General features: G+C 69.5%; 25 protein-coding genes, 1 tRNA gene and 1 pseudogene. 17 read left to right on the forward strand and 10 right to left on the reverse strand.

Annotation, left to right across the window (positions count from 1 at the left end):
• Positions 1–84: 84 nt before the first annotated feature.
• Entirely contained in the window at positions 85–1,740 is a 1,656-nt protein-coding gene (locus Asi03nite_RS14125; protein WP_203679956.1) for a hypothetical protein, read from the reverse strand.
• Between the two features lie 145 nt (positions 1,741–1,885).
• Here Asi03nite_RS14125 and Asi03nite_RS14130 point away from each other — a divergent pair, with 145 nt between their 5' ends.
• Both Asi03nite_RS14130 and Asi03nite_RS14135 read left to right on the forward strand, forming a co-directional pair.
• Positions 1,886–2,728, forward strand: a complete 843-nt coding sequence (locus Asi03nite_RS14130; RefSeq protein WP_203679958.1) for a PSP1 domain-containing protein — start codon at positions 1,886–1,888, stop codon at positions 2,726–2,728.
• A 305-nt stretch (positions 2,729–3,033) separates the two neighbouring features.
• On the forward strand, positions 3,034–3,501 hold the full coding sequence (locus Asi03nite_RS14135) for a MarR family winged helix-turn-helix transcriptional regulator (RefSeq protein ID WP_203679960.1): 468 nt from the start codon (positions 3,034–3,036) through the stop codon (positions 3,499–3,501).
• A gap of 168 nt (positions 3,502–3,669) precedes the next feature.
• Here the strand turns inward: Asi03nite_RS14135 and Asi03nite_RS14140 are convergent, their stop codons facing one another.
• Entirely contained in the window at positions 3,670–5,466 is a 1,797-nt protein-coding gene (locus Asi03nite_RS14140; RefSeq protein ID WP_373872111.1) for a metallophosphoesterase family protein, read from the reverse strand.
• 69 nt (positions 5,467–5,535) lie between these two features.
• On the opposite strand from Asi03nite_RS14140, the gene Asi03nite_RS14145 reads away from it, so the two are divergent.
• A tRNA-Thr gene (locus Asi03nite_RS14145) sits at positions 5,536–5,609 on the forward strand.
• A gap of 122 nt (positions 5,610–5,731) precedes the next feature.
• Here the strand turns inward: Asi03nite_RS14145 and Asi03nite_RS37840 are convergent.
• Positions 5,732–6,014: pseudogene (locus tag Asi03nite_RS37840) on the reverse strand (tyrosine-type recombinase/integrase); the annotation flags it as partial.
• A gap of 131 nt (positions 6,015–6,145) precedes the next feature.
• Here Asi03nite_RS37840 and Asi03nite_RS14150 point away from each other — a divergent pair.
• The 3 genes from Asi03nite_RS14150 to Asi03nite_RS14160 all read left to right on the forward strand — a co-directional run bounded on the left by Asi03nite_RS14150 (position 6,146) and on the right by Asi03nite_RS14160 (position 7,741).
• Positions 6,146–6,385, forward strand: coding sequence for a hypothetical protein (locus Asi03nite_RS14150; RefSeq protein WP_203679962.1), 240 nt, complete (start codon positions 6,146–6,148; stop codon positions 6,383–6,385).
• Positions 6,386–6,973 carry a DUF6879 family protein gene (locus Asi03nite_RS14155; RefSeq protein WP_203679964.1) on the forward strand — a complete coding sequence of 196 codons (588 nt, stop codon included), beginning with the start codon at positions 6,386–6,388 and terminating at the stop codon, positions 6,971–6,973. It abuts the gene before it with no gap.
• A gap of 75 nt (positions 6,974–7,048) precedes the next feature.
• Entirely contained in the window at positions 7,049–7,741 is a 693-nt protein-coding gene (locus Asi03nite_RS14160) for a DUF6082 family protein (RefSeq protein WP_203679966.1), read from the forward strand.
• Positions 7,742–7,962: 221 nt separating this feature from the next.
• On the opposite strand, the gene Asi03nite_RS14165 is transcribed toward Asi03nite_RS14160, so the two are convergent.
• The 4 genes from Asi03nite_RS14165 to ligD (Asi03nite_RS14180) form a co-directional block, all read right to left on the reverse strand.
• Positions 7,963–8,193, reverse strand: coding sequence for a hypothetical protein (locus Asi03nite_RS14165; RefSeq protein WP_203680142.1), 231 nt, complete (start codon positions 8,191–8,193; stop codon positions 7,963–7,965).
• A 137-nt stretch (positions 8,194–8,330) separates the two neighbouring features.
• Complete coding sequence (locus Asi03nite_RS14170) at positions 8,331–8,525, reverse strand: hypothetical protein (protein ID WP_203679968.1); 195 nt, start codon at positions 8,523–8,525, stop codon at positions 8,331–8,333.
• An 83-nt stretch (positions 8,526–8,608) separates the two neighbouring features.
• Complete coding sequence (gene ligD, locus Asi03nite_RS14175; RefSeq protein WP_203679969.1) at positions 8,609–9,559, reverse strand: non-homologous end-joining DNA ligase; 951 nt, start codon at positions 9,557–9,559, stop codon at positions 8,609–8,611.
• A complete protein-coding gene (ligD, locus tag Asi03nite_RS14180) occupies positions 9,549–10,490 on the reverse strand; it encodes a non-homologous end-joining DNA ligase (RefSeq protein ID WP_373872112.1) in 942 nt (313 codons plus the stop codon). The genes ligD (Asi03nite_RS14175) and ligD (Asi03nite_RS14180) overlap by 11 nt, the downstream gene beginning before the upstream one ends.
• 92 nt (positions 10,491–10,582) lie before the next feature.
• Between ligD (Asi03nite_RS14180) and ku the strand changes: the two genes are divergently transcribed.
• The 4 genes from ku (at position 10,583) to Asi03nite_RS14200 (ending at position 14,683) form a co-directional block, all read left to right on the forward strand.
• Positions 10,583–11,515, forward strand: a complete 933-nt coding sequence (gene ku / locus Asi03nite_RS14185) for a non-homologous end joining protein Ku (protein ID WP_203679970.1) — start codon at positions 10,583–10,585, stop codon at positions 11,513–11,515.
• Positions 11,516–11,566: 51 nt separating this feature from the next.
• The gene (locus Asi03nite_RS14190; RefSeq protein ID WP_203679971.1) at positions 11,567–12,055 is read left to right on the forward strand and encodes an NUDIX domain-containing protein; all 489 of its coding nucleotides are present in this window, start codon (positions 11,567–11,569) and stop codon (positions 12,053–12,055) included.
• Between the two features lie 58 nt (positions 12,056–12,113).
• Positions 12,114–13,412: an MFS transporter gene (locus Asi03nite_RS14195; RefSeq protein ID WP_203679972.1), complete on the forward strand. Its 1,299-nt coding sequence runs from the start codon at positions 12,114–12,116 to the stop codon at positions 13,410–13,412.
• Positions 13,413–13,795: 383 nt separating this feature from the next.
• Positions 13,796–14,683, forward strand: a complete 888-nt coding sequence (locus Asi03nite_RS14200) for a helix-turn-helix domain-containing protein (RefSeq protein WP_203679973.1) — start codon at positions 13,796–13,798, stop codon at positions 14,681–14,683.
• A gap of 3 nt (positions 14,684–14,686) precedes the next feature.
• Here Asi03nite_RS14200 and Asi03nite_RS14205 read toward each other — a convergent pair whose 3' ends face one another.
• Positions 14,687–15,145, reverse strand: a complete 459-nt coding sequence (locus Asi03nite_RS14205; RefSeq protein ID WP_203679974.1) for a DUF2231 domain-containing protein — start codon at positions 15,143–15,145, stop codon at positions 14,687–14,689.
• Between the two features lie 412 nt (positions 15,146–15,557).
• On the opposite strand from Asi03nite_RS14205, the gene Asi03nite_RS14210 reads away from it, so the two are divergent.
• The 4 genes from Asi03nite_RS14210 to Asi03nite_RS14225 all read left to right on the forward strand — a co-directional run bounded on the left by Asi03nite_RS14210 (position 15,558) and on the right by Asi03nite_RS14225 (position 17,749).
• Positions 15,558–16,004 carry a DUF6232 family protein gene (locus tag Asi03nite_RS14210; protein ID WP_203679976.1) on the forward strand — a complete coding sequence of 149 codons (447 nt, stop codon included), beginning with the start codon at positions 15,558–15,560 and terminating at the stop codon, positions 16,002–16,004.
• A 194-nt stretch (positions 16,005–16,198) separates the two neighbouring features.
• A complete protein-coding gene (locus tag Asi03nite_RS14215; RefSeq protein WP_203679978.1) occupies positions 16,199–17,095 on the forward strand; it encodes a helix-turn-helix domain-containing protein in 897 nt (298 codons plus the stop codon).
• Positions 17,096–17,152: 57 nt separating this feature from the next.
• Positions 17,153–17,347: a DUF397 domain-containing protein gene (locus Asi03nite_RS14220; RefSeq protein ID WP_203679980.1), complete on the forward strand. Its 195-nt coding sequence runs from the start codon at positions 17,153–17,155 to the stop codon at positions 17,345–17,347.
• A 201-nt stretch (positions 17,348–17,548) separates the two neighbouring features.
• Positions 17,549–17,749 (forward strand): DUF397 domain-containing protein, encoded by a 201-nt coding sequence (locus Asi03nite_RS14225; RefSeq protein ID WP_203679982.1) that lies wholly within the window; start codon positions 17,549–17,551, stop codon positions 17,747–17,749.
• A gap of 309 nt (positions 17,750–18,058) precedes the next feature.
• Here Asi03nite_RS14225 and Asi03nite_RS14230 read toward each other — a convergent pair whose 3' ends face one another.
• Positions 18,059–19,216 carry a geranylgeranyl reductase family protein gene (locus Asi03nite_RS14230; RefSeq protein WP_239102676.1) on the reverse strand — a complete coding sequence of 386 codons (1,158 nt, stop codon included), beginning with the start codon at positions 19,214–19,216 and terminating at the stop codon, positions 18,059–18,061.
• Between the two features lie 39 nt (positions 19,217–19,255).
• On the opposite strand from Asi03nite_RS14230, the gene Asi03nite_RS14235 reads away from it, so the two are divergent.
• The 3 genes from Asi03nite_RS14235 to Asi03nite_RS14245 all read left to right on the forward strand — a co-directional run bounded on the left by Asi03nite_RS14235 (position 19,256) and on the right by Asi03nite_RS14245 (position 21,406).
• Positions 19,256–20,455, forward strand: a complete 1,200-nt coding sequence (locus Asi03nite_RS14235; protein ID WP_239102677.1) for an MFS transporter — start codon at positions 19,256–19,258, stop codon at positions 20,453–20,455.
• A 121-nt stretch (positions 20,456–20,576) separates the two neighbouring features.
• Positions 20,577–20,921 (forward strand): PadR family transcriptional regulator, encoded by a 345-nt coding sequence (locus tag Asi03nite_RS14240; RefSeq protein WP_203679984.1) that lies wholly within the window; start codon positions 20,577–20,579, stop codon positions 20,919–20,921.
• A complete protein-coding gene (locus tag Asi03nite_RS14245) occupies positions 20,918–21,406 on the forward strand; it encodes an HAAS signaling domain-containing protein (protein ID WP_203679986.1) in 489 nt (162 codons plus the stop codon). The genes Asi03nite_RS14240 and Asi03nite_RS14245 overlap by 4 nt, the downstream gene beginning before the upstream one ends.
• Here the strand turns inward: Asi03nite_RS14245 and Asi03nite_RS14250 are convergent.
• The gene (locus tag Asi03nite_RS14250) at positions 21,403–23,064 is read right to left on the reverse strand and encodes a DNA repair helicase XPB (RefSeq protein ID WP_203679987.1); all 1,662 of its coding nucleotides are present in this window, start codon (positions 23,062–23,064) and stop codon (positions 21,403–21,405) included. The genes Asi03nite_RS14245 and Asi03nite_RS14250 overlap by 4 nt on opposite strands.
• Positions 23,065–23,088: the final 24 nt, after the last annotated feature.

The raw sequence follows: 23,088 nt of genomic DNA on the forward strand, positions 1-23,088 counted from the left end.
GACCGGGGCGGCGCACAATGATCGGCCTTGGTGAACCGCCACCCGTGGTCGGAGCGACCCGTCCGATGTGGTTACGAGGATCACCTATGCGGCCCCGCGACGGCGGCGAGAGCCGAGCAGGACGGCGCAGACCCCGCCGACGAGCAGCCCGGCCGCGGTGATCAGCAGCGGCACGACCGGCGGGCCGGTGACCGGCAACGTCCCGCCCGGAATCCCGGTCGCCACGGTCCGCCGGCCCCGATCCGGAGCCACCGCGGCCGCCTCCAGCACCCCGATTCCGAGCTCGGCGACCACCGTGGACCCTCTGTACCCCGCCTTGCCCGGCCGCAGCACCGACACCTTGATCGCGGTGGCCCGGGCCGCCAGAGCGTGCCCCTTCGACGCCTGCCGCACATCACCGAGCGACACCCGCACGACCGCCTTCTCGCCGGCCGCGGAGGTCCCCGTCACCGGCGTCTCGTCACCGGCCGCCGAGGTGCCGGCCGTCGAGGTGCCGGCCGTCGAGGTGCCGGCCGTCGGCGCCTTGCCGCCGGTCGTGGTACCCGTGACCGGCGCCCCGCCACCGCTGCCACCCGACGGGGCCGGCAACCCGGGGATCGACGGCAGTGGTGACCTCTCGGGCGGCGGTACCGGCGCCGTCGCCGACTCGGTCACCCGCCCGACATTACGGACCGCGACGTCAACTTGGTCACTGCCCGTGTCCAGCCTCGTACGAGCAATCCCTGGTCCGGAAACCTCGACCACGGCGGGCTGGAACCGGACCTCGCCGCCCTCGGCGGCGGACATGCCGACCCGCAGGGTCGGCGCGCGCAACATCCGGATCCGCACCCTGCCGCCGGCCAGCTCGATCCGCCCGGCGCTCACGGTCGCCCAGGCGTTCGCCCGCGCCGCGCCGCCGCTACGGCTCAGCGCCGTGCTGGTCGAGCTGGAGACCTTTTCCGGTACGCGGACCAGGTCACCGGTCAGCGTGACGCTCTCCAAGTCGGTACTGGACCGGGAGATCTCCCCGCGAGCCGCCCCGCAGCCGATCGCCGGGTCCCAGCGCGCGTGCGCCGACATCGTCGCGCCGCCCACCTGGATCGGCCCGAACCGCTTCGGCCCGCTGTGCTGCTCGACCGGTTTGTCGTGGGTCGGCGGCGCCTGCTGCAGCACCTGCCCGGCGGCGGGCGCCCCGTCGACCCGGCCGTCCAGCACCTGCCCGGACGCCGCGGACCTCACTGGCGCATCCGCGATCATGACACTGCGCGCGGCCCCGATCCCGACGCCGCCGATCGACTGGGCGCCGTCGCCCGAACCGGACCGGCCCACCTGGGTGCCCCCACCGGTGCCACCTGCAGCGGGGTCCACGTCTTTGCCTGGCGTTCCCCGGCCCGCGGCGCCCGGCGAACGATCGTCGAGCTGCTCCAGCACGTCCTCCGCACTCTCCGAGGCCCCGGCGGATGGCCGCTCCCCGCCCTCCGGCCCGGCGGATGGCCGCTCCCCGCCCTTCCGATTCGCTGTCCCGGCCTCGTCCTCCCGGGCCGCTCCACCCCGGAGATCCACCCGCTCGACCCGGAGCAGCTCCGCCTCCGCCTGAGCCGCGTACCGCTCCGCCCGCCCGCACGGCGCCGGCGCGACCTGCCGCGTGTGCGTCGAAGCACTCGATCCGGGCGTCGCGGCGAAGGCCGGCAGCGGAGCGAAAACCGTGCTCGCGAAACCGAGCGCAGCGACACTGGCGGCCAGCGACCTGGCGGATGCCATAAAAGTTCCTTTCGGCGGGGCGGCTCCTACGGGACTGGCCAACGAGGGTCGATTGGGGCAGTTGCGCCACATCTATGCGACAACCCGCCCGGGTAGTTCAAAACCGGCATTTGGTACGCCTCGCCGAAGGTCGTAGGGTTGTCGCATGGGCATGCTGTGCGCGGTCAGCTTCAACCGGTACGGCCGCCTCTTCTACCTCGATCCGGGCGAGTTCCGCCCGTCGGTCGGCGACCGCGTGCTGGTCCCCACCGACGACGGCGCCGAGGTGGCGGAGTGCGTCTGGGCGCCGCAATGGGTCAGCGAGGATACCGACGGGTTCCCCAAGATCGTCGGCATGGCCGTCGACGAGGATCTGCGCCGCGACGAGACGCTCCGCAAGCGCAAGGCCGAGGCCAAGGTCGCCGCGAAGAAGCTGATCAAGGCGCACGAGCTGCCCATGAAGGTCGTCGCCGTGGACCACGTCCTGGACCCGGCCGGCGGCAACGGCGACCGCACGACGATCTACTTCACCGCGCCGCACCGCGTCGACTTCCGCAGCCTGGTCCGTGACCTGGGCGCCACCCTGCACTGCCGCGTCGAGCTCCGCCAGCTCTCCGCCCGCGACTCGGCCCGCGTCCAGGGCGGCATCGGCTCATGCGGTCGCGACCTCTGCTGCGCCACGTTCCTGACCGATTTCGAACCGGTCACCATTCGCATGGCGAAAGACCAGGACCTGCCGCTGAACCCGCTGCGCATCTCCGGCGCCTGCGGCCGCCTGATGTGCTGCCTGAAGTACGAACATCCGTTGTACGCGACTTTTGCCGCGTCCGCCCCTGCGATCGGAAGCCGCGTGAGTACGCCCGAAGGTGACGGGCGAGTGGTGGGACACAGCGTGCCCAAAGACTCGGTGACGGTGCGCTTGGACAGCGACGGTTCCAGGTGCTCATGCTCGCGGGCTTCGGTCTGTGGACCGCGGCAGGCGCACGACGAGAGATACCCGGAGAGCTGAGCGGTGCTCTGCTCCTGCTCGCGTGCTCCGGTGTGCGGGCCGCGGGACGAGAGGTGCGCGGAGAGCTGGATCGGGGCCGGCGCTCAGGTCGGTCGTGGAGAGTGATCTGGTAGCCGTCGGAGCGGCGAAGGTGAAGGTTCGGCCGGCGAGCGGACGGGGCCGAGGTGCCACTCGTAGAACTCCCGCGAAGCGTCCAGGTCACGCGCTTGGAGCGAGACGAAGTCCGGGCCGGTGACGGACATGGCGATGCCCCTTAGCGCCGTGTCAGGTTCCTGACACGGATCAACCTGTGTCAGAATGCTGACATGGGTCGAGAGGGTGTCGGTGTCAACCTGGAAACGTCGCTGGGCTACCTGCTGAAAGAGGCGTCCAGCGTCCTGCGCTCGGCCATGGAGGAGGTGCTGCGGCCACTCGGCATGAGCGTGACGCACTACTCCTGCCTCGAGCTGCTGGCGCAACGACCGGGCCTGTCGAACTCCGAGCTCGCGCGGGGCGCGTTCGTGACCCGGCAGTCGATGAACGTGCTGCTCCAAGCCCTGGAACGGGACGGCTACGTGACCAGGCCGGCGGAGGCGCCGGTGGGAAAGGTCCTTCCCACGCGCCTCACGCCTCGCGGCCGGCGGAGCCTGGAGAAGGCGACCGTGGCGGTCCGGTCCGTCGAGCTCAGAATGCTGGCCGGCATGACCGGGACCGAGCAGTCGGAAGCGTTCCGGATCCTGCGGCGGATGATCCATTCCCTGCGCGACGGCAACGCCGAGACCACCCGCTCCTGAGGGTCGCTCGCCTCCGGCGGAGGACATCTGATTACCGGCCCGCTGGTCGCGGCCGGTGTTGAGGGGTCTCTCCGGCCCCGGAAGAGACCCCGGGGCCAGCCGGGCTGGTGGGCGCGCGGACAGCTGGTGTGGGGGCCGGCTTGCGGGGGTGGTGAGCCGAGGTGCGGGTCAGGATCGGGGGACCGAGACGCCGGCCAGGACGATCGGAGGCTCGATGCGGTGGACCGCCAGCGGCTGTTCGGGGCGCAGCCACGGGGCATGCGGCTCGCCGTCCGGATCGGCGGACCACTTGTGGCACACCCGGTCCACGCCGAGCGGGTGGATCGTCAGGGTACCGTCCGCCGCGATGTGCAGCCGCAGGAAACTCTTCGCGTCCTCGATGCCCTGTCCCGCGTACAACTCATTCAAATTGACGTCGAACGAGCCCGCCACCAGCAGATAAAGCGCAACCAACTGTGTCGCCAGGACGGCTGCCACCGGTCCGTAGAGAACCGCCCCGACCACGAACGGTCCCGGCCACGGCCACTCCTGGAAGGGCAGCCGCAACCAGACCCAGGTGCCGCCGCCGGCGAGCGCGATCTGCGCCAAGCCGTGCGTGACACCGAGAATCCAGTGCCGGGCGTGCTTCGCCGACGAGGCGCCCGGCGGTTTCGCGAACAACACCGTGCCCACCAGGATCAGGGTGAGCATGAGCAGCAGCGGGATGCTGAACAGCCGCTGGATGTTGCCGCCCTGCCGGGCCGCGCCGGCCATCGGCAGCATGGTCAGTGTGTGGATGACGCCGAGCATGGTGGCGAACCCGGCGTTGCGCCGCGGCACCCGGTGGAACACGCCCCGGCCCAGCTTGCGCGAGGTCTTCGCGTCGGGGAAGCGGGCGGCCAGCGAATACTCCCGGCTGTAGCTGCGGCCGCGGGTCAGCGTCTCCCGTGGCGGCACCACCAGCCTGCCCGGCAGCTTGTGCGTGCCCAGCAGGTACGCCCCGCCGCCGCCGCAGGTGATCAGCTCCCGATCCGTGCCGGTGTAGCGCGCGTAGTGGTGCAGGTCGCCGGAGACGAGCACCCGCACCTGCGCCCGTGTCGGGGCCAGGATGGTGCGGATGAAATAGTCCACCGCGTCGTACACCTCGGGCTTGTCCTTCGCCTTGACCCACGTCGGCGAGGGCGTCATCAGGATGATCCGGTCGTCCGGCCCGATCTGCCGGGCGGCCTTCTCGAAGTAGAGCAGCTGCGGATCGTCGATGTACGCCCCGAACTGCTCGTCCACCGCGAACAGCCACCAGTTCGCCGGCAGTCTCACAGCGAAGTACGACCGGCGCTGCTCGGTGCGCCAGCCACCGATGTGACCGTCCTTGCGGCGCGCGAACAGGCGCAGGAACGCGGTGAGACCGTCGTACCAGTCGTGATTGCCGGGCAGCGCGAACAGCGTCGGCCGCGGCTCGCCGGCCGGTGCCTCGGGCAGAGCCGCCCGGTACGGCCCCTTCATCCGGCTCTCGTAACCATCCCCGCTGGCCAGCGGATAGACCTGATCACCGCCCATCAGCAGCAGGCGCCCGCGCGGCAGCGCCGCCCCGTCCACGCTCAGCGACGGCTGAGCCAGCAGCCAAGCGACCGAATACGTCGCGTCGAAGCCGTCACCCAGGTCGGCGACGTAGTCCAGCCAGATCTCGCCGTCCGCGGTCGCCGAGTGGTCGAAGAAGTCGTCGTCCAGCGCGTTCTGCAGCTCGCGCTTGTCCAGGTACGCCCCGAAGAGGATCGCCAGCAGGGCCCGCAGCCCGGTGCTCAGCAGCAGCAACGGCGCCAGCCAGCCGATCGGCTTCTTCGGCGTGAACCCGAGCTGCTGCGGATCGAGGCTGACCGGCCGGGTGGGCACGGTGTGCTCCGCCTCGGCGGCACTCCGGGGCCTGGGGATGACAGGCTTCGACTGATCGTCCGTCACGAAAGGCACATTAGCGCCAGGGTGTGACATCGGCAGTCCGGCACGATCGCCACCCCAGCGGTCGAGGTGGCCACGGGTGTTCTACACTTGGACACCGTTGCCGCCTTAGCTCAGTCGGCTAGAGCGACGCACTCGTAATGCGTAGGTCGACGGTTCGATTCCGTCAGGCGGCTCAGAGAACGGCCCTGACCAGGGTTTTAGCTGGTCAGGGCCGTTGTTTTTGTCGGGTGGTTTTGAACCGCCCCCTGAAAACCCCCACTAACCGCCAGCGGCGATCACGTCTGGCCTGCCGCGCCTATGCGGCCCGGGGTCGCCGTTTCGGGGGAATGCCACCGAACCTCTCCAGGATGACGGATCTGTCCGGGGCGATGGCGGGCTCCTTGATGTAGTGCTTCTTGGTGATCGCCTTTCTCACCATGCCCCAGTTGAGCTGCTGCGCGGTCGGCCTCGGCCTCGTTGCCGATGAGCGTGGCGACGGTCTTGCGGAAGGTGTGCGGCTTGACCCACTCCAAGCCGGCCTCGGCACGGGCTTGCCGCCACTGCCGTCGGACGTTCTGCGGAGACAACCAGGTGGGCCGACCGCCGGGGTGAAGAAGGCCGTTTCAACCTCGTCTGACCGCTTTCCCCCTCGACGATGGCCGTAGCATAGGGGAGAGACGATGGCAGTTTGTGCACTTCAGCTCACTACCCCAGGTGAGGAGCGCTGCAAATGAGAGCAGTCCGCCGCCTCGGCAAAACCCCCGCCGAGCTGGGCACCACCACCGGCGTCAGCGGGTCGCCAGACATCCTCGAACTCGACGATGGCGCGTATGCGGTGATCGGCGTGGACATCACCGATCAGGTCGGTGATCTATCGATGCTCGGTGCCCGGTGCGCCCCGAACGAGCGCGTGGTCCGCGTGCCGCGTACCACCTTCGTCGCCGCCAAACAGGACATCCCGGAAGACTAGATGCATCCACCAGCATGGGCGCTCGCGAACAGCACCCGACTCGACTTCGACGAGTTCGGCGTGGCGTTCGCGAGCGCCTGGTCGCAGCTGAAGTCCCGCTTCCTGAAACTCGAGTGCTGGCAGCGGTACTGGGAGGCGGAGGGCAACCGATCCCAGACGGCCTACGACCGCGGCGACATTGATACGGCCCGAGAGTTGTTGCGCGCTGAGGCCGAGGTGGACCGGCCGCTCTACCAGGACATCCGCACTCGCGGCATCGAATACGCCCGGGTCCGGCTGGTGCAGGAGCCACTCACCCCATACCTGAAGTACGAGCTGCTGAGCTACCGTATCCGCGCCGACCTGGGCGAGAACATCGAAGTCGTACGCCGCGATGACGATGCGCGCCTACCCAGCGAAGGCCACTTCGACTTTCTGCTCTTCGACCGGACCACCGCGCTGATACACGACTACGGCAGCGCTGAAGTCGGCCGGCAGACCGGCGGCTGGCTGACTCGTGATTCCAATGTGATCGCCCGCCTGGAACAGACGGTCGCGGACCTTCGTCAGCAGGCCGTGCCGCTCAATGAATACCTCGCGAGGACATAGCCCACAGCGCATCCCGTCACTCAGCGAAGATCGGATCAACACCTTCCGTGCCTGTCCGGCTGTTATCGTCGTGCCATGACTCGCCGGTGGGCCGTCGCCATCGGTTTGGCCCTCGTGGTAGGCCTATCACTCGTTTCGGCCAGCGTTATAGTGCCGATCATTCTGCTGCTGAACCTCGACGACAGAACGCTGAACCGGTGGTCGCAGGTCGGACAGGCGCTTCAACCGGTCGGCGTGTTCTTCTCCGGCGTCGCCTTCATCGGCATCGCGGTCACCCTCTTCCTTCAGAGCCGTGATCTTCAGAACCAGCGGGAAGAGTTAGCCATGACCAGGGAGGAGCAGCAGCGCAGCGGCGAGATCGCCTTGCGGCAGTTGCACACAGACCTCGTCAAGATGGCGATCACCGACCCGGAGCTCCGCGAGGTCTGGCCACCGATGGCGCCCGGTGTGGCCGAGACGAAGAAGGACCATTACTGCAACCTCATCCTCAACCTTCAAAAGGTGGCATACGAGGCCCACACCATCGAGCTCGCGGAGCTCCGAGGCGCTCTCAACTACCTTATGGGCAGCGCCGACATGTACGCCTTCTGGCAACGGGCACGCGCAGCCCGCGGCGCGGTGACCGATGGCGACGAAGCAGAAGACTTCTTCACCGCCGAGGTGGACCGCGCCTTCGCCGCGGCCGACCCGACCATGACGAACCCGGCCGGGAAGATCAGGAAAGCAATCGGCAGACGGGTCGCCGCATGGCTGTCCGGGACCAGATGAGCCACGCCGAGTCATGCCAATGTCGCCGGCAGATTCTCCCCCGCTTATCCCGCGAAAACCCTTGCCAACGGTTGACCGGTGCTGACCATTCACGATCACTGGGGTACGACGTCTGTGCAGGTCAACGCCAAGTTTTGGTAGCTGACGACAAGTCCAGGATCGTGGTGGTCGAGAAGCGTAGGTCGACGGTTCGATTCCGTCAGGCGACTCCACGAGAAACCCTAGGTCAACGACCTGGGGTTTTTGAAGAGCTCCACGACGGTGTCCGGAGCGGTCCCGGTCCGCAAATGGTCCGCACCGTGCCGCGCGGCCTGGTCGAGGCGATCCGCGACCTGGTCGAGGTCGTCCTCGAAGAGATCCGCGTACACGTCCAGGGTCATGGCCGCCGAGGCGTCGCCGAGCATCCGCTGGACCGGTACGCGGAGACGGCTGGCGGCCACAAGAAAAGCCACGACTCGAATTCCCAGGCAGGTGTGACTGCTACGACTCCATAACCGGCTTTGCGGAAATCATTTTCCCGGATCCGTGCGCCGCGCCGGTGCACCGGGCAGCCCGTTCAGCGCAACCGGTGGGCGGTGCCGAGGTGAGCTCAGCGGCGGTCCATGATCGCGGCTTCGAGGCGCAGGCCGACTCCGACGATCACGAGCAGCGCGGCGACGGCGTAGGGCTGGAACGCGGTGGTGCCGCCGTAGACGAAGCCCAGCAGGACGACCACCGACCCGGCTCCCAGAGCGGTGTTGCCGAGAAAACGTGCGACATTCACCCGCGCCGCCTGCGCGTCCATACCGGGTAGCGTACGGCTCAGGCCTGTCGCGTTCAGGAGCTTCCACGCGGAACGGACGGCCGGACCATGTGGTCGCGGGAAACCTACGGCGCCCGACGGTCCCTGCTCCCGCGTGCCCCCGCGGGCTGAACGGGCAGCGCCGGGCCGCTGTCGAGGAGGCCGGCCAGCAGGTCGCCGTGCTGGTCGGCGCGGTCCAGGACCTCCGCCGGGTGGAACTGGCGGGCCGGGGCCTCGCCGGTGGCCATGGCCTCGGTCTCCGCCCAGGTCAGCGGGGTCGAGGCGGTCGGTGCGGCGCCGGCTCGCAGCGAGTACGGGGTGACAGTGGTCTTCGCCGCGTTGTTCTGGCTCCAGTCGATGAAGATCTTGCCGGGGCGCAGCTGCCTGGCCATCCGCGCGGTGATCGAGCCGGGCACCAGCCTGGCCAGCTCCTCGGCGATCCGCTTGGCGTAACCGGAGACGATCGTGGCGTCCTGGGTGCCGGAGATCGGGCAGCACAGCTGCATGCCCTTCTTGCCGGAGGTCTTCGGGTACGCCGTGATCCCGTCCTCGCCGAGCCGGTCGCGCAGCAGCACCGCGACCGCGCAGCACTCCCGCAGGCCGGCCGGCGCGCCCGGGTCCAGGTCGACGACGAGCAGGTCCGGGTGTGCTCCGACCCGCCACTGCGGGGTGTGCAGCTCGAGCGCCGCCAGGTTGGCCGACCAGACCAGTGTGGGCAGGTCGTCGACGACCACGAACTCGACGGTCTCGCGGCTCTTGGTGGAGCCGGGGACGGGCAGGGTCTCCAGGCGCACCCAGTCCGGCGTGCCGGCCGGCCTGTTCTTCTCGAAGAAATGCGCGCCCTCGACGCCGTCCGGGAAACGGATCCGGGTGACCGCCCGGTCGCGCAGATGCGGCAGCATCATCGGGGCGATCCGGGTGTAGTAGTCGATCACCTCGCCCTTGGTGAACCCGGCCGCCGGGTACATCATCTTGTCGAGGTTGGAGAGCTCGACGTCACGGCCGTCGATCTGCACCAGGAATCGGTCACGGGGCATCGTCGGAGCACTCTTCCGGCAGCTTGTCGTCGCGTAACCGCAGGAAACGCGGGAAGCGCAGCCGGCGGTCCGGGGTCTGGTTGCCGTAGCGGATCTCGGCCACCAGCTCCGGTCGTACCCAATGGGCGCCTTTCGCATCCTCGCGGGGCACCGCGCCGGCGGCGAACGGCGAATCCCGGGTGGCGAGCGGCGACAGCCGCGAGAGCAGATCCTTCTCGGCCACCGCGCCGATCCCGCCGCCCACCCGCCCGCGGAAGGCCAGGCCGTCCGGGGTGGGCATGCCGATCAGCAGGCCGCCGAGCTTGCGGGCGCCGGGACGCCAGCCGCCGATCACGTAGTCGTTGGTCCGGTCGAACTTCACCTTGATCCAGTCCGGCGAGCGGTGGCCGGGCAGGTAGACCGAGTCGGATCGTTTGGCCATCACGCCCTCGAGGTGGTTCTCCCGGGCGGCCGCCGCGGTGGCCGGGCCGTCGCCGAACGACGGCGGCACCATCCAGCTCGGGCCGGACAGGTCGAGCTCCTCCAGGCGCTCCCGGCGGGCCAGATAGGGCAGGCCGGTGTAGTCGATGCCGTCGTGGTAAAGAAGATCGAAGATGAGGTACGTGGCGGGCACGCTGACGGCCAGGCGGGCGGCGCGGTGGTGGTCGCGCACGTGCATCCGCTCGGCGAGGGCGGTGAACGACGGCCGGCCGGCCCCGTCGAAGCAGACCATCTCGCCGTCGAGCAGCGTTCCCTCCGGCAGATGAAGATCGCTGATCTCCGGGTACGCCGCGGTCACCACCGCCCCGGATCGTGCGAACAGCTGCGGCGCGCCGCCGGTGAACAGGGCGAGGACCCGGACGCCGTCCCACTTGAACTCGTAGCTCCAGTCCACGCCCACGGGCAGGTCGCCCGCGGTCGCGAGCATCGGGGACAGCGGCGATCCCGTCACCCGATCACCATAGGCAAAAGCATTCACCTTACGCAGGTGTCTCAGTAATGCCATCCTGATCAGGTATCGGACACCGCGTTGGGGAGCTGATCATGCGAGCGATCTGGAAAGGTGCGGTCTCGTTCGGTCTGGTGTCGATCGCCGTGCGGCTGTTCTCGGCGACCGAGGAGAAGGACATCCGCTTCCACCAGGTCCACCGCACCGACGGGGGGCGCATCAAGTACCAGCGCACCTGTTCCCTGGACGGCGAGGTGGTCAGCTACGACGACATCGCCAAGGGGTACGACATCGGCGGCGGGGAGATGGTGATCCTGACCGACGAGGACTTCGCCGACCTGCCGCTGAGCACGTCCCGCGCGATCGACGTGCTGGAGTTCGTGCCGGCCGAGCAGATCGACCCGATCCTCTTCGCCAAGGCCTACTACCTGGAGCCGGAGGGGCAGGCGGCCAAGCCGTACGTCCTGCTGCGGGACGCTCTGCGGGACGCCGACCGGGTGGCCATCGTGAAGATCGCGCTGCGGCAGCGGGAGCAGCTGGCCACCCTGCGGGTGCGCGACGACGTGCTGGTGCTCAACACCATGATGTGGCCGGACGAGGTGCGCACCCCGGAGTTCGGCTTCCTCGACGACGACATCGAGACCCGGCCGGCCGAGCTGGCCATGGCGAGCTCGCTGATCGACTCGATGGCCGGCGATTTCCACCCGGACGAGTTCACCGACAACTACCGGGCGGCGTTGCAGGAGGTCATCGACGCCAAGGTGGAGGGCCGGGAGGTGGTCCAGCCGGAGGAGCCGGAGGAGGCGGCGCCGGCCGCGGTCGACTTGATGGCCGCGTTGAAGGCGTCGGTGGAGCGGGCCAAGAAGGCGCGCGGCGAGGCGGCCGCCACGTCCGGGAAAACCGCTGAAAAACCGGCCAAGAAGGCCGTGAAGAAGGCCACTCCCGCGAAAAAAGCCGCGAAAAGTACGACGACCGCCAAGAAGGCCGCCAGTCCGCGTGCTGCCAAGACCGCCAAGAAGTCGGCATAGTTAGGCTCTGTCCATGGGGTTTTCTCGGGTTTTTCCCGGCGGGGTGATTCAGTGGCGTTGACCTGGGCTGAGTCGTATCTGGGCAAGGTGCGGGCGAGCGTCGGCGACATCGACACGATCTTCTTCGTCGGCGCGCGGACCGTACTGCTCGACGAGCAGAACCGGCTGCTGCTGATCCAGCGCTCGGACAACCACCGCTGGGCGATCCCGGCCGGGGCGATGGAGCTCGGCGAGAGCATGGAGGAGTGCGCGGTCCGGGAGCTCTGGGAGGAGACCGGGCTGAAGGCGACCTCCCTGACGCCGTACGCGTTCTACACCGCCTACACCTACACCAACGACTACGGTCACACGTACCAGCAGGTGCTGATGACCTTCCGGGTGCACACCTGGGAGGGCGAGCTGCTGCGGCAGACCGACGAGAGCGTGGACGCCGGCTGGTTCCCGCTGGACGCGCTGCCCGGCCCGAAGTCCTTCGTGATCGACGAGGCGCTGGCCGATCTGGCGACGTTCGAGTCCACCGGCCGCCTGGTGATGAAGTAGCCGGTTATGAGGTAGATCGCGGTGCGCGCAAGCGCGTTCCCGGGCAGGATGGCCGATCATGGCCGACCGTAGACGCCGACTGAGCGTGGATCTCACCCCGTTACGGACCTCCCGGGACTTCCGGCTGGTCTTCTTCAGCGGCGCGGTGACCAGTTTCGGGTCGTTCATCAGCTACGTCACCATTCCGTACCAGGTGGCGAAGCTGACCGACGACCCGCTGATGGTCGGCCTGATCGGGGTCTGCGAGCTGGCCCCGATCCTGATCATGGCGTTCGTCGGCGGCGCGCTCGCCGACTACCTCGATCGCCGGCTGCTGGTCCGGGGCAGCGAGGCCGCGCTCGCGCTGACCTGCGGGCTGCTGTTGATCAACTCGCTCTCCGACGAGCCGCACCTGTGGTTGCTCTACGTCTGCGCGTTCCTCACCGCGGCGTTCGCCGGGCTGCAACAGCCGGCCATGGGCGCGATGCTGCCCCGGCTGGTGGAGCCGGAACAGGTGCCGGCCGCGATGGCGCTCAAGTCGCTGAGCATGCAGTTCTCCCAGCTGATCGGCCCGTCCCTGGCCGGCGTCCTGATCGCCACGCTCGACCTGGCCTGGGTGTATACGTTCGACCTGCTCACCTTCGCGGTCTCGCTGGTCCTGCTGACGCTGGTCCGGGCGGTGCCGCCGCCTCCGGCAGCGGACCGGCCGTCGCTGGGTGGCGTGGTCACCGGGCTGAGGTACGCGGCGTCCCGGCCGGAACTGCTCGGCACCTACCTGGTCGACATCAACGCGATGTTCTTCGGCATGCCGTCCGCGCTCTACCCGTTCCTGGCCGACCGGCTCGGCGGACCCGAGGTGCTCGGCCTGCTCTACGCCGCGCCGGCGGTCGGGTCGATGCTGGCCACGGTCGGCTCCGGGTGGACCGAGCGGGTGCACCGGCACGGCCTCATGGTGATCGTCGCGGCCGCGTTCTGGGGTGTCGGCATCGTCGGGGTGGGCCTGTCCCACATGCTCTGGCTGACCCTGTTCTGCCTGGCCTTCGCGGGCGCCGCGGACATGGTCTCCGGGCTGTTCCGCATGATCATTTGGAACCAGACGATCCCCGATCACCTGCGCGGCCGGCTGGCCGGGATCGAGATGCTGTCGTACACCACCGGGCCGCTGCTCGGGCAGTTGCGCTCCGGTCTGATGGCGCGCACGTCGCTCGGCGTGGGCGGGTCGATCTGGGTGGGCGGGGCGCTGTGCGTGGCCGGCAGTCTGGCGCTGGCGGTGGCGCTGCCCAGGTTCCGGCGGTACGACGGGGAGCACGGGCTCGCGTCGAAGCAGGCGGCGGACGCGGAGTGGGCGGCTGCCGCCGAGGCCAGGGCGGCCGGCTGATCGCGTACCGGCGCATCGCTTTTGTTCGGGTTTCCCGGGTGGCTGTCGCCCGTCGGACGGCGAACGGCCGCCAGGCAACCTGCAGCATGGCACTTTGTCTGCTGGCGGACAGCCGGATGGCGTGCTTGACTGATGTACAGAGCTACGCGGGCGGATGCGTAGCGGGGGAGCAGTTCGGCACCCGGCGGCAACCGGGTGCCGGTTCCTTTTCCGGCCACCGGCTCCCGAGTGGGCTTTTCCGGACACGGGCGGCAAACCACACCAGGCGTGCGGTTGTCACTACCGTGCGCTTGCACGGGCTGTTCTGATAGGACAGTAATAGGAGTGGGCCCGCATGCGTGCCCCCTCGCCGAGAACACCGACGAATCCACGATGAAGGACCTATGCCCGAGGGCGATTCACCCACCGTCGCACGCCGGCGCGTCCGGCTCGCGCTCCGCGAGGCGCGGGAGAAGGCCGACCTGACCCAGGCCCAGGTCGCCGAGGAGATGGAGTGGTCCCTCAGCAAGGTCATCCGGATCGAGAACGGCGACGTGTCGATCTCTCCGAACGACCTGAGGCCGCTGCTGGCGTACCTGGGGATCCGGGACCGGACGACTGTCGGCGCGATGGTCGCCGACGCCCGGATCGCCCGCACCCGGCAGCGGCAGGCCTGGTTCCAGACGCCCGATTTCCGGGAGAACCTCACCGAGGCCACCCGCAAGCTGGTGGAGTACGAGCACGAGGCGGCCCGGATCCGGTCCTACTCGGTGTACTACGTGCCCGGCCCGCTGCAGACGCCGGACTACGCGAAAGCGCTGATGACCCGATTCGAGGACGAGCTCAGCGCCGATCAGATCGGCCGGCGCATCGACGCACGCCAGCTGCGCCGCGAGTCGCTGCTGAGCCGTGCCGGGTCCGGACAGGTGCGGATCCTGGTGATGCTGGACGAGTCGGTGCTGCGGCGCACCATCGGCGGGGCGGCGGTCTTCGCCGTGCAGTTGCGGGAGCTGCGCCGGATGATCGACGACGGCCTCATCACCATGCGGATGGTGCCGTTCTCACTGGACGCGCCGGTGACCAACAACGCCAGCTTCGATCTGCTCTCGCTCGGCGAGGGGGAGGTGCTCTACCGGGAGACCGGCCTCGGTGACGAGATGATCGAGGACCGGGACACCACGGCGAAACACGGCGCCCGGTACGACAAGGTGTGGGAAGAGGTGGCCGATGAGGCGACCACTCTCGCCTTCATCGACCGTCAGATCCGCAGTCTGGAGGATCCCTCCTCGTAGGACTCAGTACTCGCGGGCGCCGGTCGCGGCCCGCGCGAACGCCGGGGTCCGGCCGTTGGCCAGCTGGCCGGCGAACCAGGCGCCGAATCCCGCCAGCGCGAGCGCCAGCACCTCGATCAGGAACAGCCCACCGCCGGCCACCCGGTCGTGGGCGCGGATCCGGACCATCAGGATGACCGCGAAGACCACCAGCACGCCGATGTTGATCAGCGTGCGGAGCGCGCCCAGCCGGCGGGCCTGCGGACGGCGCAGGAGCATCACCTCGGCCGCCCCGGCGAGCATCGCGAACACCCCGACGACCAGCCCGGCGAGGATGTTCCAGTAGGCCAGCGCGCCGAGGATGGTAGGACCGCCGAGCAAGTCGGCCACATCGAACAAAACGGCCATAGCGAACAGGCCCAGCGGGAACATGATCAGAACAGGCTGGACCGCCTGCCCCGCGACACTCAATCGGTTCTCCATCCGCCTTCGCCCTCCTACCTGCGAAAATGCAGGTCCGTCGTGGCTTGCTCGGTTGGCTTGCCCGGTACCTCCAGCGATGAAACTCCATCGTGCGTGCCGAGAGCCACACCTCCGGTCCGTCACCGGGTTCTCCGTAATCTGCAACATGGCAGTCTGCGCGGTGGCGGTGCGATACGTGGCGTGCTTCACTGACCGTAGAGCAACAAGGGCGGAGCCGGAGGGAGAGACACAACAACGGCACCCGGCGGCAAACGGGTGCCGTTGTCCGCTCTCTCCAGCACTTTCTTCGTCTTCTGCGACGTTCCCATCGCGACCGTTCCAGTGCTGCACGAGCGAGGCGGGGTTGGTCTCTCGCGCCAATGGTGGCCCCGGCCCTCTCCTCCTCGCAAGGTAACGCGAGAAGGAGTGCGCCATGAGCACACGCGGCATACGCACCTACTACCGTGGGTCGGACGCTGAGGTCACCGAGGCCCTCTTCACCTGGCACACCACGCCGGAATCGCGGGCCTTCGCCATCACCGGGCTCCGGCACGTCGGACTGGTGCAGACCCCGGCCCGCACCCGGCCCCACGCGCCCCGTCTCGCCGCCGGCGCACTCCTGGCGGTCGGCGCGGCCTGGACCCTGCTGGCGAATCCGGCACTCTACGTGATCGGCCTGCTCGCCGTCGCCGGCCCGCTGCTCGCCTTCTTCTGGCGCGAGCCACGCCGCTGGGAACTGCACGCGCAGTATCACGGGGTCGCCGTGGTGCTCTACTCCTCCAGTGATGTGCGGGTCTTCAACCAGGTGGGCCGCGCTCTGCGCAGGGCCATGGAAGACGGCCGGCGCACGCCCTGGGGTTATGGCCTAGCTGCCGCGTGACCAGCGCGGATGGCGGCTTCCTAACGGGTGACTCCGGTGGGATGAACCAAAACTGCACCTGGCACGTCTCGTTCTGATAGGACAGTAATAGGATGTCCGCGACCTCGCTGGTTGCCACTTGGCAGTCAGCGAGGTGGCAAGTTGACAGCGCTCCATCGCAGGCTCGGTTCGACTACTTCAACGATGAAGGTCTGATGGCTGAGGGTGATTCACCCACTGTCGCGCGCCGGCGCGTACGGCTCGCGCTCCGCGAGGCGCGGGAGCGGGCCGACCTCACCCAACTTCAGGTGGCTGAGGAGATGGAGTGGTCACTCAGCAAGGTCATCCGCATCGAGAACGGCGACGTGTCGATCTCCCCTAACGACCTGCGCCCCCTGATGAGCCTGCTCGGCATCCGGGACCGGTCCCGGGTCGCGTCCATGATCGCGGACACCCGGATCGCGCGCACCAAGCAGCGCCAGGCGTGGTATCAGACGCCCGAGTTCCGGGAAGGCCTGACCGACGCCACCCGCAAGCTCGTGGAGTACGAGAACGAGTCGACCGCGATCCGTTCGTACTCCATCTATTACGTACCCGGGCATCTGCAGACGCCCGGTTACGCCACCGCCCTGATGAGCCGCTTCGAGGAGGAGCTCAGCGCCGCGCAGATCCACAGACGGGTCGAGGCCCGCCAACTGCGCCGTGAGGCGCTGCTCCCGCGGGCCGCGTCCGGGCAGGTGGAGATCATGGTGATGGTGGACGAGTCGGTGCTGAGCCGCACCATCGGCGGCCCGGCGATCTTCGCCGAGCAGCTCGGCGACCTGGCCGGACTCGCCACCAACGGCACCATCCGGATGCGGATGGTGCCGTTCCGGCTGGACGCGGCGGTCACCAACAATGCCAGTTTCGACCTGCTCGCCTTCGGCGAGGGGGAGGTGCTCTACCGCGAGACCGGTCTCGGCGACGAAATGATCGAGGACCGGGAGGCGACCGCGAAACATCGCGCGCGCTTCGACAAGGTTTGGCAGGAAGCCGCTGACGAAGAGGACACGATCACCTTCATCCGGCAACAGCTGGACGCCCTGGACCGATCGATCCGGGCGAACACATAACAAGAAGCTGGCCGTATCCACCGGGGGCACGGTCTAGAGCATGTGGAGATTTCTGAGATGGACAGCATGAACGCGCCCGCATGGCGGAAGAGCAGCCGCTGCGGCACGTCGACCTGCGTCGAGGTGGCCAAGGTCGACGACAATTACATGATCCGCGATTCAAAGAACCCCGACGCTGCCGCCCTGACCTTCACCAAGGCCGAATGGGATGCGTTTGTCGAGGGCGTAACCGCGGGTGAGTTCCGTTTCTGAAAGCCCGTGGGCGGCCCGCTCCAGCCGGAGCGGGCCGGTCAAAAATACTCGCAAAATACATATTTTGTTTCCAATCCACGCCGCATAGCTCACAATTCGTGAGATAAGCGGCGTCCTTTCGTTTTCACTCATGTCGGTGACTCTCCAGTGCCGTCCTCGTCGCTTACCGTGGAATTCGAATCACCACGGAGGTGCACGGAAATGATCGAAACGACCGGGGAACCGCGCTGGCGGCGAAGCAAACGTTGTGCCACCGGATCGTGTGTCGAAGTCGCCAGAGCCGGCGATCTGTTCCTGATGCGGGACTCCAAGAATCCCGATGGCTTACCACTGTCGTTCGACCGGGAAGCGTGGGAAGCCTTCATCGCCGGCGTCAAGTCCGACGAATTCAGCAACGTGTGAATCCGTTCCCACGCGGAGCGGTGGGAGCCGCGGGCCGAGCGCGGCATACTGCTCTGGTGGACGGCCATCCGCACGCCACCGATCCGGACCCCGTCGCCGCGCCGCACGGGACGGCCGACACCCTGCTGAACGAGCTCACCGAGCGGTACCAGGCGGAGCGCCGGGAGAGCAAGGGGCCGCTCGGGCTCGACGAGGCGCTCGCGCGGACCGGCCGGCTCATTCCCCACACCCCGGCACCCGCGCCGCTGGCGATCCAGTTCACCGGCTCCGGCCCGCGCCTCGGCCGGTGGTGGACGCGGAGCCGGCCGGTCAGCCGGCCGGTTGGACCTGGGCCGGCCGGCTGCCGAGCAGGCGCAGCGCGGTTTTCACCACGGGGCGGCCCAGCGCGCCGGCCATCGAGAAGTCCCCGCGGCAGAAGCCGGTGAACGCGCGCCACCCGAGACCGGTGGACATCGCGGTGTGCACGAGCGACGGGTGCCGGGTGAAGACACCGAGCAGGCGGTGGCCGGCCGCCATCTCCGGCTGCAGCTCGGCGGCGACCCGCCGGTCGTACGCCGATAGGTCCTGACTCTCCGCGGCCACCTGGCCCGCCCACCTGCCGGACCGGAGCGCATAGCTGATGCCCTCCCTGGTCCACGGTTCGAGCAGGCCGGCGGCGTCCCCGGCGACCAGCACCCGGCCGGCGCGCAACGGCGAGGTCGCGGTGCGGCAGCGGGTCAGGTGGCCGGAGTCGCGCAGCACCGTGCGGTCGGAGAGACCCAGCCGCGCCACGAAGTCGCGCAGGTAGCGCTTGGTGTCCGCGCCGCGGCCCTTCTCCATGATCACGCCGACCGTGAGCTCGTCGTCCTTCGGGAAGACCCAGCCGTACGACCCGGGGAACGGTCCCCAGTCCAGCAGCACCCGGCCGCGCCAGCGCTCCCGGTCCTCCGGCGTGGCCGCCAGCTCCACCTCCAGGCCGAGGTCCTGCTGCTCGAAGACGACGCCGACGTGCCGGCTGGTGACGCCTGCCGATCCGTCCGCGCCGATCACCACGCGAGCGGTCACCGTCCCGCCGCCGGCCAGCGTCACGCGCACCCCGTGCTCGTCCTGGTCGAGCGCGCGGACCTGGGTGTTCTGCCGGACGACGGCGCCGGCCCGCTCCGCCGCCTCGCACCAGGCGTGGTCGAAGTCGTCCCGCCGGACCAGCGAGAGCAGCGGCTCCGTGGAGCTCCGGGTGAACTCGCGGCGCCCGGCCAGGGTGAAGGTCAGGCTGGTGATGGTGTCGCGCACCGGCACGGCCGCCAGAGTCTCCGCGCTCAGCCGCAGCGAGCTGCCGAGCAGGCCGCCGCCGCACGTCTTGTACCGCGGGTGCTCGGCGCGCTCCAGCACCACCACCCGCGCGCCCCCGGACGCGGCGGCGTGCGCCGCGGCCAGCCCGGCGGGGCCCGCCCCGATCACCGCGACGTCCCAATCCGGTTCCACCAGCACGGGCACGAGTGTAGACAGGCGCCCGGTACCGTCCCCTCGGTGATCACCACCCGGCGAGCGGTCTACCTCGCCTTCATCTTCCTGGGCGTCGCGATGTCCAGCTTCGCGGCCCGGATCCCGCAGATCCGCAACTCGCTCGGGCTCAGCCCGTCCGAGCTGGGGCTGGTGCTACTGGCCACCGCGGTGGGGTCGATCACCTCGCTGCCGCTGGCCGGGCACCTCGTGGGGCGGTTCGGGTCGCGGCGGACGGTCGCCGTGATGGCGGTGCTGCTCGGCGTGGCCCTGACCGCGGTGGCGGTCGGATACCAGGTCGGGGTGGCGCCGGTGGTGGCCGGGCTCTACCTGTACGGGTTCGCCACCGGGGCGTGGGACGTGGCCATGAACGTCCAGGGCGCGGTGGTGGAGCAGCGGATCGGCCGGGCGATCATGCCGCGGTTCCACGCCGGGTACAGCGTGGGGACCGTCGCCGGGGCGCTGATCGGGGCCGGTGCGGTGGCCCTGGGGGTGTCGGTCACCACGCACCTGGTGGTCATGGTGCTGGTGTCGACGCCGAGCGTGGTGTTCGCCGTACAGGGATTCGGCCCCGATTCCTCCGATCTGGATTCGCCCGGCACCGGCGGGTCCGGCTTCCTGACCTTCTGGACGGAGCCGCGGACTCTGCTGATCGGGGTGTTCGTGCTGGCCTTCGCGTTCACCGAGGGCGCCGGCATCGACTGGATCAGTGTCGCGGTGATCGACGACTACGGGGCCTCGGCGTCGCTCGGGACGCTGGCCTTCGCGGTCTTCCTGGCCGCGATGACGATCGGGCGGTGGTACGGCCCGGTCCTGCTGGACCGGTACGGCCGGGTCCCGGTGGTCCGCGCGCTCGCCGTGATCGGACTGGGTGGCCTGCTGGTCTTCGCGTTCGGCTCGCACCCGGTGGCGGGGTTCGCCGGGGCGCTGCTCTGGGGCGTCGGCGCCTCGCTCGGGTTCCCGGTCGGGATGAGCGCGGCGGCCGACGATCCGGCCAGGGCGGCGCCCCGGGTCAGCGTGGTCGCGTCGATCGGCTATGTCGCGTTCCTCGGCGGACCGCCGCTGATCGGGTTTCTCGGCGACCGGATCGGCGTGGCGCGCGGGCTGCTCGCGGTCGGCGCCCTGCTGGTCGTCTCGGTGCTGCTGTCGTCCGCGCTCAAGCCGTTGCCGGCGCCGTCGGCAGTGCCCGCGCGGCCGCTTCCGCCGACTGCGGACGCGGACCGCTGACCACTGGACGAGGAGCGTGGCTCCGGCCCGGCCCGCCTCGCGGTTGCCGATCGCGCGGCCGGTGGTGTCGCGGGCAGCGCGGCTGTGGAAGTACCTTGCGCCGCAAGGTACTCTGTCGCACATGGCAGAAGCAGCGCAGTTGGCCTCCGGTCTGCGGCGCGGGACGCTGGAGTTCTGCGTGCTCGCGATGGTGGAGCTCGAGGATCGCTACGGCACCGAGATCGTCCGGCGGCTCGCCGAGGAGCAGTCGCTCGCCGCGACCGAGGGGACGATCTATCCGTTGCTGTCCCGGCTGCGCCGCGGCGGCATGCTGGACAGCAAGTGGGCCGAGTCGCCGAGCGGCCCGCCCCGGCGCTACTACAGCCTCACCCCGGCCGGGCGGTCCGCGCTAGCGCACTTCCGCACCGAGTGGGTGTCGTTCCGTCAGACCGTCGACCGTCTCGTGGGAACCGGTGAGATCGCATGAAGCCCAACCAGACCGACGTGGTCGGTGAGTACCTGCACGAGGTGGACCGGCGCCTGAGCGGCCTGCCGCTGCTGCAGCGCCGGGAGCTGCTGGCCGACCTGGCCGCGCACATCGAGACCGAGCGGACCGAGCGCAACGTGCGGTCGGAGGGGGAGCTGCTGGAGATCCTGGAGCGGCTGGGCAGCCCGGACGTGGTCGCGGCGGCGGCCTACGAAGAGGCCGGCCCGCCGCCCGCGGTCAATCAGCAGCCGTACGCGGCGGCCGCGCCGCCGTTCGGGGCAGCCGCGCCGCCGCCGTACGCCGCGACGCCGCCGTTCTCCGCGCCGGCCCGCGGGAACGCGAAGCGGCTCGGCTGGATCATCGCGGCTGTCGCGGCCGTGGCCGTGCTGCTCTTGCTCTGCTTCGGACTCGCGCTGGCCCGGGGCGACAGCTCCGAACCGGCGCCCAGCGTGACCAGGCCGCCGGTCCCGGAGCGGCACTCCTAGTCCACCTGGGGGAGCGGCGGGCCGAGCACGTCGTCCGCGTCCACGATCCGGTAGGCGTAGCCCTGCTCGGCCAGGAACCGCTGGCGGTGCGTGGCGTACTCGGTGTCGATGGTGTCCCGGGACACCACGGTGTAGAAGTGCGCCTGCCGCCCGTCCGCCTTGGGCCGCAGCACCCGGCCGAGACGCTGCGCCTCCTCCTGCCGGGAGCCGAACGTGCCGGACACCTGGATCGCCACCGCGGCCTCGGGCAGGTCGATCGAGAAGTTGCCGACCTTGGAGATCACCAGGGTGCGCAGCGATCCCGCGCGGAACGCGTCGAACAGGCGCTCGCGTTCCCTGTTGGTCGTCGATCCCTCCACGATCGGGGCGTCCAGGAACTCGCCGAGGGTGTGCAACTGATCCAGGAAACCGCCGATGACCAGCACCTGCTCGGTCGGGTGCCGGTCGACCAGCGCCTTCACCACCGGCAGCTTGGTGCGGGCGGTGGCGGCCACCTTGTACCGCTCCTCGGCGTCCGTCACCGCGTACGACATCCGCTCCGCCTCGGTCAGCGTGACCCGCACCTCGACGCACTCGGCCGGGGCGATCCAGCCCTGTGCCTCGATGTCCTTCCACGGGGCGTCGTAACGCTTCGGCCCGATCAGCGAGAAGACGTCGCCCTCGCGGCCGTCCTCCCGGACCAGCGTCGCGGTCAGGCCGAGCCGGCGGCGGGCCTGCAGGTCCGCGGTGAAGCGGAAGATCGGCGCCGGCAGCAGGTGCACCTCGTCGTAGATGACCAGTCCCCAGTCCCGGGCGCCGAACAGGTCGAGGTGGGTGAAGGCGCCGCCGCGGCGCGAGGTGAGCACCTGGTACGTCGCGATGGTGACCGGCCGGATCTCCTTGCGCTCGCCGCTGTACTCCCCGATCTCCTGCTCGGTGAGCGAGGTGCGCGCGATCAGCTCACGCTTCCACTGCCGCCCGGCGACCGTGTTGGTCACCAGGATCAGTGTGGTGGCCTTCGCCGTGGCCATCGCGGCCGCGCCGACCAGCGTCTTGCCCGCGCCGCAGGGCAGCACCACCACGCCGGAGCCGCCGGCCCAGAAGCCGTCCACCGCCTCCTGCTGGTAGGAGCGCAGTTTCCAGCCGTCCTCGGCCAGGTCGATGGCGTGCGCCTCGCCGTCCACGTAACCGGCCAGGTCCTCGGCCGGCCAGCCGAGCTTGAGCAGCGCCTGCTTGAGCCGGCCGCGCTCGGACGGGTGCACCGCGATGTTCTCGTCGTCGATCCGGGCGCCGAGCATGCCGGCCAGCTTCTTCGACCTGGCGACCTCGAGCAGCACGATCTTGTCGAGCCCGCGCAGGACCAGGCCGTGCACCGGGTCGTTGAGCAGCTGCAGCCGCCCGTAACGGTCCATCGTCTCGGCGACGTCGACCAGCAGCGCGTGCGGCACCGGGTACCGCGAGAACTTGATCAGCGCGTCCACCACGCTCTCCGCGTCGTGGCCGGCGGCGCGCGAGTTCCACAGGCCGAGCGGGGTCAACCGGTACGTGTGCACGTGCTCCGGCGAGCGCTCCAGCTCGGCGAACGGTGCGATGGCCATCCGGCAGGCCTGGGCGTCCGGGTGGTCGACTTCCAGGAGCAGGGTCTTGTCCGACTGCACGATCAGCGGTCCGCCGTTCACGCACATCCTCCGTTGCAAAGGCGA

The sequence above is a fragment of the Actinoplanes siamensis genome (assembly GCF_016862395.1).
Lineage (GTDB): Bacteria > Actinomycetota > Actinomycetes > Mycobacteriales > Micromonosporaceae > Actinoplanes > Actinoplanes siamensis.

Coding starts and splice junctions, on each gene's coding strand:
- Asi03nite_RS14125 (WP_203679956.1), bottom strand. CDS start 1,740: ATGGCATCCGCCAGGTCGCTGGCCGCCAGTGTCGCTGCGCTCGGTTTC.
- Asi03nite_RS14130 (WP_203679958.1), top strand. CDS start 1,886: ATGGGCATGCTGTGCGCGGTCAGCTTCAACCGGTACGGCCGCCTCTTC.
- Asi03nite_RS14135 (WP_203679960.1), top strand. CDS start 3,034: ATGGGTCGAGAGGGTGTCGGTGTCAACCTGGAAACGTCGCTGGGCTAC.
- Asi03nite_RS14140 (WP_373872111.1), bottom strand. CDS start 5,466: ATGTCACACCCTGGCGCTAATGTGCCTTTCGTGACGGACGATCAGTCG.
- Asi03nite_RS14150 (WP_203679962.1), top strand. CDS start 6,146: ATGAGAGCAGTCCGCCGCCTCGGCAAAACCCCCGCCGAGCTGGGCACC.
- Asi03nite_RS14155 (WP_203679964.1), top strand. CDS start 6,386: ATGCATCCACCAGCATGGGCGCTCGCGAACAGCACCCGACTCGACTTC.
- Asi03nite_RS14160 (WP_203679966.1), top strand. CDS start 7,049: ATGACTCGCCGGTGGGCCGTCGCCATCGGTTTGGCCCTCGTGGTAGGC.
- Asi03nite_RS14170 (WP_203679968.1), bottom strand. CDS start 8,525: ATGGACGCGCAGGCGGCGCGGGTGAATGTCGCACGTTTTCTCGGCAAC.
- ligD (WP_203679969.1), bottom strand. CDS start 9,559: ATGCCCCGTGACCGATTCCTGGTGCAGATCGACGGCCGTGACGTCGAG.
- ku (WP_203679970.1), top strand. CDS start 10,583: ATGCGAGCGATCTGGAAAGGTGCGGTCTCGTTCGGTCTGGTGTCGATC.
- Asi03nite_RS14195 (WP_203679972.1), top strand. CDS start 12,114: ATGGCCGACCGTAGACGCCGACTGAGCGTGGATCTCACCCCGTTACGG.
- Asi03nite_RS14200 (WP_203679973.1), top strand. CDS start 13,796: ATGCCCGAGGGCGATTCACCCACCGTCGCACGCCGGCGCGTCCGGCTC.
- Asi03nite_RS14205 (WP_203679974.1), bottom strand. CDS start 15,145: ATGGAGAACCGATTGAGTGTCGCGGGGCAGGCGGTCCAGCCTGTTCTG.
- Asi03nite_RS14210 (WP_203679976.1), top strand. CDS start 15,558: ATGAGCACACGCGGCATACGCACCTACTACCGTGGGTCGGACGCTGAG.
- Asi03nite_RS14215 (WP_203679978.1), top strand. CDS start 16,199: ATGGCTGAGGGTGATTCACCCACTGTCGCGCGCCGGCGCGTACGGCTC.
- Asi03nite_RS14220 (WP_203679980.1), top strand. CDS start 17,153: ATGGACAGCATGAACGCGCCCGCATGGCGGAAGAGCAGCCGCTGCGGC.
- Asi03nite_RS14225 (WP_203679982.1), top strand. CDS start 17,549: ATGATCGAAACGACCGGGGAACCGCGCTGGCGGCGAAGCAAACGTTGT.
- Asi03nite_RS14240 (WP_203679984.1), top strand. CDS start 20,577: ATGGCAGAAGCAGCGCAGTTGGCCTCCGGTCTGCGGCGCGGGACGCTG.
- Asi03nite_RS14245 (WP_203679986.1), top strand. CDS start 20,918: ATGAAGCCCAACCAGACCGACGTGGTCGGTGAGTACCTGCACGAGGTG.